General features: G+C 22.2%; 1 protein-coding gene. It reads left to right on the top strand.

What is annotated here, in order from left to right:
- The first annotated feature begins 244 nt into the window (after window positions 1-244).
- A complete protein-coding gene (locus tag BUA62_RS11250; protein WP_072866122.1) occupies window positions 245-952 on the top strand; it encodes a class I SAM-dependent methyltransferase in 708 nt (235 codons plus the stop codon).
- Window positions 953-1,212: the final 260 nt, after the last annotated feature.

Here is a 1,212-nt window from a genome sequence, read left to right as displayed (position 1 = left end):
TATTTCTTTCATTTAGCTCTTCCCTTTCGCTTTTTCTTTTATTTTAACATTTTTATCATTCCTTTGTCAACTTTCTTTGGAAAGAGCCATTTTTTATTAATATTTAAGGATTAAAAATTATATTGTTTTTATTTTTTATATTTTTTAGTGTATAATTTTTGAGTAATAATTTATTTTTGGATGTTGCCAGATGGTACAATTGATAGAATTTTAGAACAGTAAAATAAAAAGGTGTGGTATAAAAATGGATGATAAATTGAAAAAATCGTATGATAAATTATCAAAACATTACGAAAACGATGTTGATACAAAAAGTTTCAATGCTTATTATGAAAGACCTGCAATGTTAAAAACTATAGGAAATGTTCAAAATTTGAAAGTATTAGATGCGGGGTGTGGTGCAGGTTTTTACATAAAATGGCTTTTAAAAAATAATGTTAAAGAAGTTACAGGAATAGATTTTTCTGATAATATGGTTGAATCAGCAAAAAGACGTGTTGGTAACAAAGCAAAGATATTAAATGTGAATTTAAATAAAAAATTACCTTTTGGAGATAAATATTTTGATATGATAATATCCTCTTTAACATTACATTATGTGAAAGATTTGAATTTTACATTAAGTGAATTCAGTAGAATATTAAAAGCCAATGGAAAACTAATATTTTCAATTAATCATCCAATGATGACTTATTTATACTTTAGTTTAGATAATTATTTTGAAGAAATATTATTAGAAGATAGAATAAACAAAGTACCAGTATATTTTTATCATAGATCTTTTAATGATATATTTTCTGCTTTAAACAAAAATAGTTTTCTAATAGAAAATATTATAGAACCAAAACCTACAATCGAATTTAAAAAACAAGATAAAAAAAATTATATTAAATTGAATAAAAAACCACACTTTTTAATTATTAAAGCTATAAAATTAAATGTTACAAAATAATTTAATGTTGACATATATATTTTATATGGTATAATATATATACAAGATATGAATTTTTTATCTAATTATGATTTTTTAAAACTTCTATGTGGACAAGGGGATGATTATATTGGAAAAATTAAGAAAAAAATTTAATTATGTATGTAAACAGGATATATCAGAATTAAATTTGGTTCTCCCACGAAAAGAGTGGGTAATTAGGAAAAAGGCAATTTACCTAAAGCCAAAAAAATAGTAATGGATAAATATTTAAAAGACTT

It is taken from the genome of Marinitoga hydrogenitolerans DSM 16785, from assembly GCF_900129175.1.
Taxonomy (GTDB): Bacteria; Thermotogota; Thermotogae; order Petrotogales; family Petrotogaceae; genus Marinitoga; species Marinitoga hydrogenitolerans.
Note: the sequence above shows the minus strand (reverse complement) of the source record. Positions and strands in the feature narration are given on the sequence as shown.

Coding starts and splice junctions, on each gene's coding strand:
- BUA62_RS11250 (WP_072866122.1), top strand. CDS start 245: ATGGATGATAAATTGAAAAAATCGTATGATAAATTATCAAAACATTAC.